Raw genomic sequence first — 7,658 nt, 5'->3', positions numbered from 1 at the left:
TATACCAATTTATAAGAATAGATCAGTAGTGTTGCACTTGATTTGACAATTCGGGGATAATTTTTTTGAAATTAATCAGTCATTGATCAAGGCTCAAAAATTCAGTTGTGAATGTCGTTCAATTTTCGTAGCGCCGAATTGTGTTAAAATAAGACACAGTAAGCCCTGTTCGATTAATGATTTGAACATCAGCAAAGGAGTTATGATGAGTTATCCCTTATTATTAGCAAGTGGTTGTTTAATTATCCTCAGCTGTTTTTCTGCAAGTTTGTTGTGGATGAACTGGTCCCAATCCAGAACCCGTAAACTTTTTGCCTTCCTCACCATTGTCTTAGTGATGCTGAGCGCTATTTGTATCTATTTTCTTTTTCAGCGGATCTGACTGATTATTCATCATCAACATTCGCGTATTCCCTGCTACTGATGGCGCAATAATTCCTGCCAATTCTGGATCTGACGATAGATTTGTTGAACCGTCATTTCTTTTTCATCCTGATGCATTAAGCCATAGAACTCCCGAATGTAATCTGGCCCAATGCTGTGGGTTTCAACGCCTTCAGGCACATTCTGCTTAGAAATCACCGATTGACCATATCCTAATTGTAACAAGCGCAGAATCATATCATTGTTATTGATCACAGTGATCCGTTGCGGTTTAATATTATGGTCTTGCCGATATCGGTGTGCAAAATAAACCACACCAGATCCAGGTTCACGGTCTAGCCAGACCGGCGAATTGGGATCTCCGGCATGAACAAGCTCATCTTGAACCAAGCTAACGCGTTCAACCCCTTCAGTGATCAATGGTTTTTCAATAATCGCGAGGTTGACATTCTTGGTCTTGATTTTTTTCAAGATTGCTTCGGAATTATCAACGACTAATTGCCAGTTCACTTGCGGATAAACCATTTGTAACGGCATGAATACCTTTGGAAAAAACACATCCGCCACCGTCTGCGAAAGACCAAACTTAATCGTAACGAGATGCGCCTCGCTGTTCATCGCAGCAAGATGTGTCTTGGTATTTAACCACTGATTGACTGCCTTTTGCGCATAGGGATAGAGATATTTAGCCGCTGACGTTGGAATCACCGCCTGTCGCTTATCACGAATGAATAAACGCTGACCAATCTCTTTTTCGAGACTCTTGATCTGATTGGATATCGTTGGTTGACTCGCAAATAGATACTGGGCAGTTAATGAGAAGCTGTGAGTCTCGTAGACAGAGATAAAAGTTTCAAGCAATTTAAGCATCGGTGGCCTCTTCTAATTTAATAAATTTTATTTATTAAAATCATTAATTTAATTTATTTTATAAATAATAACTTTGCCTTTATAATAAAATTATCAAATCAAAAAGGCAAGGAGAAAACCTATGAAAAAAGTCATTCGCAATATTCCAATTCCTATCTGTGGTCTGATCTTAGGACCGGTATCTATCGGCAACCTATTTAAAACTTTTGGAAAATTACCCGTCGCCTATCTTTTCGGCTTCATGGGCATGGCTCTAATGCTGATCCTTTGTGGCAAACTGGTTAGACATCCTCGCCAAATTATCGAAGAACTTAAAAGCCCAGTCGTTGCATCCGTCGCACCCACTTTTTCGATGAGCTGGATGGTCATCAGCACTTATTTTGAACTGTGGGGTTGGCATCAGCTCGCCTTCACCGTTTAGGTCCTCGCAATCATCATTCACTTCATCTTGATGGGTTATTTCATTAAACACTTCATTTTTGATCAACCATTTCAAGTTCAAAGCATCTTGCCAAGTTGGTTCGTGACCTTCATTGGTATCGGCGTGATCCCCGTTACTTATCCGAGTTTCAATCCACAATTTGGTGTCTGAGTCTTCTGGATTGGTTTGGGTTTATACGCCGCATTATTGCCTGTCGTTTTTTACCGTATCTTCAAATATAAGCTGGCTGAACAAGCGACTTGGCCTCTCTTGACCATCTTTGCGGCCCCATGTTGACTTCTACTCACCGGCTATCTATCGACAACTAATCATCCTAGCCAATCACTCACATTCACATTACTTATTATTGCCCAAGGGCTCTATCTCCTCGTCCTCACACGACTTCCGAAACTGCTGAAGCTTAAGTTCTACCCAAGTTACGCCGCGTTTACCTTCCCGCTTGTCATCTCCGCAACCGCAGTCAAGCTTGTCAGTATCAAAGTAATTGCCTCCCCACTCTTATCAACACTCTCGATTGTCGAACTCGTCTTAGCGGCAATCATTGTCCTTTACGCCCTTGGTCGATACGTCCATTTCTTCCACAGTACAGCTCAGCCAACGCCTGTGAAAGATAAAGTTGAAGCGACACATTAATTCAATGGACCTAAAAATCGCCCCACTGTTTAAATTTCAACAGTGAGGCGATTTTTCAAGTTTATGACCAACTAAAAATGATTGATTCAAATGACCCCGATCAGATTTGAACTGATGACCTACGGTTTAGGAAACCGTTGCTCTATCCAGCTGAGCTACGGGGCCATGAGTAGCGATGCGTAACCTATAATCGGCTTACACATCGCTATTTTGATCAGCTTGATTTTTTAAACAACTGTCTTATCATAACCCGTTCGCATCTGTCTGACAAGTTGTGGTGTGAAAGTCATGTCCGCTCGCCAATGATAGGGATCGGTAATCAATCTAGAAATAATCCCAGAGCATTGGCTTGTCCGCACTGCCGAAAGCACCTTGTAATGCAGCAAGTGCCTCAGCATGGGCATCGGTAATCTGACCAGTTCTGGCTAACTGCTGTAGTGTTCGATAGCCGGTCAGAGCCTTCGTCAACTGACGCGTGTCAATCGTTAGGTCGACGTCTTGCTCGCCAATAGTTTCCAAGTGGCCCTTACCTCCAACAACGCTGAGTCGCCAATAACCGTCGTTTTCAGGCAAAAAGTCGTCAGTGAGGTGTAGCGTCACCGGTTGTGCTAAGTCACCACTGAAATGCCATTGATCGACCAATTGAGCCCAACTATTTACACGTGCCATCATATAGGGTTGAATGGTCGTTTGTAGTTGATAAGCTTCAGGAATCAGGTCATTCATTAACTGCTGATTAGCGCTCTCGTAAACGAACTTCGGATAGGCACTCGCATGCTTCGAGACGAAATTCAAAAGTCGATAAGCACTCATCACTGTTAATGGCATCAATTCGATAATCTCAAAACGATCACCTGCAAAACGTTCATACAAGACATAGCCATCCGGCTCTTGCGCATCATCGTAAGAAAATGCAACTTCTAGCTGTGGGTGCTTGCTAAAGCGATATTGATGCCACCAGTCGGCGCGCGTCACCCCACCGACTTGGCTCTGACGACTTCGATCATACATCTCATTCATCTGCTCAATCGCCGTTAAATAGTCGGCGCGCGCAACCGAGCCGCCAAGATTCTTAGGGAGTCGAGGAAATTCTGAGGCTTGCACTTGATAATGAACGCGGTCAAAAATTTCTTCATAACCAAAGCGCCGATAAAAGGTGTACGAGAATGGCGCTAAATAAGAGAATAGAACCTCATCTTTTACCATTTGTTCACTCGCACGCTTCATCAGCTGCGTAATTGCGCCGTGTCCACCAAATTCAGGATAACTGGCGACGTAGCCAACTGCACCCATCTTGAATATTTGACCATGCCAGTTGACCGGTAAGTTAGTGACCATAATACCACTTTGGACATGGTCCTGATCGTCAAGCAAGACAAAATTATGGCTATGCATGGCTAGATTGAACCATTTCGTCCGGCTGCCCTCATCGTTGACTTTATTAAAGCCATAGACACAGAGCTCGAAATATGCCGTCAACAATGGCACATCATCATGCGCAATTTCTACCACGCGTGCCATTATTTCTCTCCTAAATCTTCACCGTTAGTTGCAATGACCTGCTTGTACCAGTAGAAGCTGTCCTTAGGATAACGCGCAAGATCCTTCTCACTCTCCTCATCGCGATTAACGTAGACGAAGCCATAACGTTTGCGATAACCATTCAACCAGCTGAGTAAGTCAGTGAAGCTCCAAGTCGTGTAGCCAATCACCTGAACGCCATCGCTGATTGCATCGTGAATTGCCTTGACATGTTCACGTAAGAAGTGAATCCGATAATCATCATGAATTTCATGATCGGCTTCAAGCGTGTCAAAAGCACCCAATCCGTTTTCTGTGATCAGAACAGGCAAATGATAGCGACTGTTGATTCGACGTAACGCAATCCGCAACCCGATTGGATCAATGTTCCAATCCCAGTCAGTCTTTTGTAAATGTTCGTTCTCAGCAGACTTGAAGGCTCCAGGGATACCGGATTCCTGTGCGGTGCCTTTTTTGCCTGACGTGTTTTCTGCAGCCAAACCAACGCCATCTTTTAATGGATTAGCTTGAACCGTATTGGTCTGATAATAATTCAGTCCCATGAAGTCAGGGCGAGAATGTGGATCCTCTAAGAGTTCAGTGTCTTCTGGCTTAATTTCTGGTGCGATGCCTTGTTCGATCTGCCATTGACGCACAACGTCAGGATAACGGCCATAAGCATAAACATCCATCCAGTAATAAGCATTCATCTGTTCAGCATTGTCCGCAGCCAATTGGTTCTCAGGATCTGCATCCACCGCATAGTTAGGACTATAGGCGAAGCTGGCACCGATTTTACCTTGGAAATGATGCTCGTGGAAATACTTCGTTGCAGCAGCATTCGCTAAGTTGCCGATATGATTTGCGGCGTACATCCGCTTAGGATCTGTGACTGCTGGTGGATGACTCGCCATTAAATAGCCATGTTGCATGAAGACATTCTGTTCGTTCAGTGTGACCCAATACTTAACGCGATCGCCATAGGCTTCAAACAACGTCTTTGCATAATTAACGAAATCATCGATAATCTTGCGTGACTCCCAACCTTGATAAGCATCTTGCAACGCTTGAGGGAGATCCCAATGATAAATCGTAACAACTGGCTCGATATTGTGCGCAATCAAGTCGTTGATCAAATCATCATAGAATTTGACGCCCTCTTCATTGACTTTACCGTTACCTTCTGGGAAAATCCGTGACCAAGCAATTGAGAACCGATAAGCTTTCAAGCCAGCTTTGGCCATTAATTCGACATCTTCCTGATAGCGATGGTAATGATCGACAGCGACATCACCATTGGTGCCTTCATAAGTTTTGCCAGGAATGCGGACAAACTTATCCCAAACGGAGAGCCCTTTACCACCTTCGCGATAAGCGCCTTCAATTTGGTAGGCAGCAGACGCAGAACCCCACAAGAAATCCTTGGGGAAAGCTTTTAACTGTTTATGTTCCATGTTCAACCTTCTTCTGTTATTTTTCCGAACTGAACCTTAATTCTAAAATAAGAATCGGTAGATACGAGTACCCTTAATAGGATTGCTCAATCTGCTTCAACATCTTCTTGAAATTGCGACTCCGCACAAAACCCATGATTGTCCCCACAAGCATATCGTTCATTTGACGCATAAAGCCTTGTGAAGCGATATCTTCTTGGTAGATGACTTTGATTTTATGATCAGACAAGGCTTGGATGTCATACTTGACGTTGAACTCACTCTGAGTGGTACTCGTCTTGTAATAATACGCCTCATTGGGAACCAACTTCGTGACAGTCAATCTTGCCGAAGTTGTCTTAGTAAACTGCTTGACATAAGAATAATTCTCCAGCTGATCTTCGGTGAGTGTCTCACCTGTCTGCGCTTTAATATCGTACAGAACCGAATCAATCACCTTATGGTAAAAGAAACTCGCGGGAATATTCAAAACTTCTTGGATTTTCACTTTCTGGTTCCCTTCTTTGTATTGACTTGTTGCAATTTATGCTGATCAGTAGACTGCTCAGCATCTGCCTTCTTTGCCTTGTCCCGTTTCTTTCCACGGCGGAAGAAATAGAACCCGAGACCAACGAAGAATACCCCGAGTGTCAATAAGTAGACATCAAGCCCAGTGCCGACCTTCTGGTTACGACCACTCAGCATGATAATGTAAAAACCAACCGCCATTAGAAAGAGACCATTTGTCGTCATTACTTCTCAACTCCAGCTTGGAAGTAAAGTACGGTACCCCATGGTTGTGCATGGATAGCATTCTTAGCGGCCTTTGCAGCCGCTTCCAAATCTTCGGCATTTGTTTCGAAAACAAGCTTCATACCGTTCTTACTCTTGAGCTTAAATGTTAAGCCATTTTCATTATACGAATTCATAAAATCAATAATTTTGTCCTGCATAATTGGTGCGTTTAAAAAAATCATTACTGTAACCCCTTTATTATTGATTTGTACACATATATAGAATAAGCCATTAGTCGTAGAAAATGCAACTAATGGCCGGATATTTAGATATAAATTTTGTATTTGATGACGTTTTCTTATCCTTTATCACTTTATTGAAAAATCTTCCAAAGTCAACGTCAAAATCATTAGTTCTGGCTGAATAAGATCAGTGACGCGTATGAATTTGCATTGCCTTCTCAGAAATCTGCTTATACTTCCGGTAATCTTCTCTTGAAAGAAAATACACCCGTTGATTGTCCAAATCGCGTACCCGAAACTTAGGACTCAACCAATGCAATACTAATCCCACCAGAATCAAAACTACGCCGATTCCATAAAGTGTTAATGTTGGAATACCTAGTATCATTAAGCCGGTCTGAACAGATGTAAAAGTTCGCTTTAGCGGCGGATACGCCCCGTTATCATCACGAAGATCCTCTAAAGTTACTGTTGAAATCGAATCATTTCCCATTAGTGGCTACCCCTATTAAAACATGCGCATGCAACACATCCAGTACCAAACTAATCTTCATTCACCAGTGGATGTGGCTGCGTTGTTGGTGGTAATCCTGGCAACAGCTTCGATTCAAACTGATCGTCCCTCGCAATCAGCTGGCCCAATTTAGCAGGGTCATGCTCGGCGAAAACCGCCGCATAAGCTTCGGGAATGGTGTAGTGAATTCCCTGTGCATCAAAATCTGCCAACAACTCATTCAGCTTGGGAAAGTCTAACCATAAGAAGCGATACTCTCGATCTCCCTGGCTGATAACCAAACAAACATAAATTTCAACAGTAGGATGAGAAATATAGAAAGCCGGCCGTTTAATGACTTTAATATCCACGTTATAGCCCTGGGGAAAGTCAATATTTTTTTCTTCGCCACGTGGCTTAGCTTGGTAGGAGGTAAAAATCAATCGATTGGCATTGAAATGTAACGTCAAATAATTTTCCTGCCCACCATACATCGATGTTGGTGAGTCTTTTTCTCCAATTACAATCATTAATGGAATAAAAGCTTGACTAACCAACGCCTTGTCCAACGTATCCAATGATAAGGCATTAGTAAATGCCTGTCCGCGTTGACTAGCTTCTTGTTGATAGGTGAGTGACCCCTTAGATTGTTTTAACATGATGATGCTTCCTTTCTGCTTGCTCGATATTTTTAGTATCCCAACGTTTTGAAACCAATTCAGAACAGAGCTGTTCTTTAATTAAACGATTTTATGAACAATCAATGCCTCATCATACCCCCATTTTAAAATAGAAAGCGTTTTTATATACTTTATTCACATTATTTTAAAATGACCGGATTTAAAATTAAAGTGCAACACCTAAATGACTAGACCAAAAAGGCCATGAAGACCTATTCTTATAGT

General features: G+C 42.5%; 9 protein-coding genes and 1 tRNA gene. 1 reads left to right on the top strand and 9 read right to left on the bottom strand.

Annotated elements, in window-relative coordinates:
* Positions 1-417: 417 nt before the first annotated feature.
* Positions 418-1,254 carry a LysR family transcriptional regulator gene (locus tag FC15_RS06280; RefSeq protein WP_057824990.1) on the bottom strand — a complete coding sequence of 279 codons (837 nt, stop codon included), beginning with the start codon at positions 1,252-1,254 and terminating at the stop codon, positions 418-420.
* A 121-nt stretch (positions 1,255-1,375) separates the two neighbouring features.
* Here FC15_RS06280 and FC15_RS06275 point away from each other — a divergent pair, with 121 nt between their 5' ends.
* Positions 1,376-1,675 (top strand): TDT family transporter, encoded by a 300-nt coding sequence (locus FC15_RS06275; RefSeq protein ID WP_057824987.1) that lies wholly within the window; start codon positions 1,376-1,378, stop codon positions 1,673-1,675.
* A 745-nt stretch (positions 1,676-2,420) separates the two neighbouring features.
* Here the strand turns inward: FC15_RS06275 and FC15_RS06270 are convergent.
* From FC15_RS06270 to FC15_RS06235, 8 genes are all read right to left on the bottom strand, one after another.
* A tRNA-Arg gene (locus FC15_RS06270) sits at positions 2,421-2,494 on the bottom strand.
* A 159-nt stretch (positions 2,495-2,653) separates the two neighbouring features.
* Positions 2,654-3,850, bottom strand: a complete 1,197-nt coding sequence (locus FC15_RS06265) for a GNAT family N-acetyltransferase (protein WP_057824985.1) — start codon at positions 3,848-3,850, stop codon at positions 2,654-2,656.
* Positions 3,850-5,304 carry a glycoside hydrolase family 1 protein gene (locus tag FC15_RS06260; RefSeq protein WP_057824983.1) on the bottom strand — a complete coding sequence of 485 codons (1,455 nt, stop codon included), beginning with the start codon at positions 5,302-5,304 and terminating at the stop codon, positions 3,850-3,852. Before FC15_RS06260 ends, FC15_RS06265 begins: the two co-directional genes overlap by 1 nt.
* A gap of 73 nt (positions 5,305-5,377) precedes the next feature.
* Positions 5,378-5,791: a DUF3284 domain-containing protein gene (locus tag FC15_RS06255; protein ID WP_057824981.1), complete on the bottom strand. Its 414-nt coding sequence runs from the start codon at positions 5,789-5,791 to the stop codon at positions 5,378-5,380.
* Positions 5,788-6,036 (bottom strand): hypothetical protein, encoded by a 249-nt coding sequence (locus FC15_RS06250; protein WP_057824979.1) that lies wholly within the window; start codon positions 6,034-6,036, stop codon positions 5,788-5,790. Before FC15_RS06250 ends, FC15_RS06255 begins: the two co-directional genes overlap by 4 nt.
* The gene (locus FC15_RS06245; protein WP_057824978.1) at positions 6,036-6,260 is read right to left on the bottom strand and encodes a hypothetical protein; all 225 of its coding nucleotides are present in this window, start codon (positions 6,258-6,260) and stop codon (positions 6,036-6,038) included. The genes FC15_RS06250 and FC15_RS06245 overlap by 1 nt, the downstream gene beginning before the upstream one ends.
* Positions 6,261-6,447: 187 nt before the next feature.
* Positions 6,448-6,753 carry a hypothetical protein gene (locus tag FC15_RS06240; protein ID WP_057824976.1) on the bottom strand — a complete coding sequence of 102 codons (306 nt, stop codon included), beginning with the start codon at positions 6,751-6,753 and terminating at the stop codon, positions 6,448-6,450.
* 50 nt (positions 6,754-6,803) lie between these two features.
* Positions 6,804-7,412, bottom strand: a complete 609-nt coding sequence (locus FC15_RS06235; RefSeq protein WP_057824973.1) for a hypothetical protein — start codon at positions 7,410-7,412, stop codon at positions 6,804-6,806.
* Between the last annotated feature and the right edge of the window lie 246 nt (positions 7,413-7,658).

Source organism: Lapidilactobacillus concavus DSM 17758, assembly GCF_001435835.1.
In the GTDB taxonomy this organism is placed as follows: Bacteria; Bacillota; Bacilli; order Lactobacillales; family Lactobacillaceae; genus Lapidilactobacillus; species Lapidilactobacillus concavus.
This window is presented reverse-complemented; position numbering and strand designations above follow the sequence as displayed.

Coding starts and splice junctions, on each gene's coding strand:
- FC15_RS06265 (WP_057824985.1), bottom strand. CDS start 3,850: ATGGCACGCGTGGTAGAAATTGCGCATGATGATGTGCCATTGTTGACG.
- FC15_RS06240 (WP_057824976.1), bottom strand. CDS start 6,753: ATGGGAAATGATTCGATTTCAACAGTAACTTTAGAGGATCTTCGTGAT.
- FC15_RS06235 (WP_057824973.1), bottom strand. CDS start 7,412: ATGTTAAAACAATCTAAGGGGTCACTCACCTATCAACAAGAAGCTAGT.
- FC15_RS06260 (WP_057824983.1), bottom strand. CDS start 5,304: ATGGAACATAAACAGTTAAAAGCTTTCCCCAAGGATTTCTTGTGGGGT.
- FC15_RS06280 (WP_057824990.1), bottom strand. CDS start 1,254: ATGCTTAAATTGCTTGAAACTTTTATCTCTGTCTACGAGACTCACAGC.
- FC15_RS06245 (WP_057824978.1), bottom strand. CDS start 6,260: ATGATTTTTTTAAACGCACCAATTATGCAGGACAAAATTATTGATTTT.
- FC15_RS06275 (WP_057824987.1), top strand. CDS start 1,376: ATGAAAAAAGTCATTCGCAATATTCCAATTCCTATCTGTGGTCTGATC.
- FC15_RS06250 (WP_057824979.1), bottom strand. CDS start 6,036: ATGACGACAAATGGTCTCTTTCTAATGGCGGTTGGTTTTTACATTATC.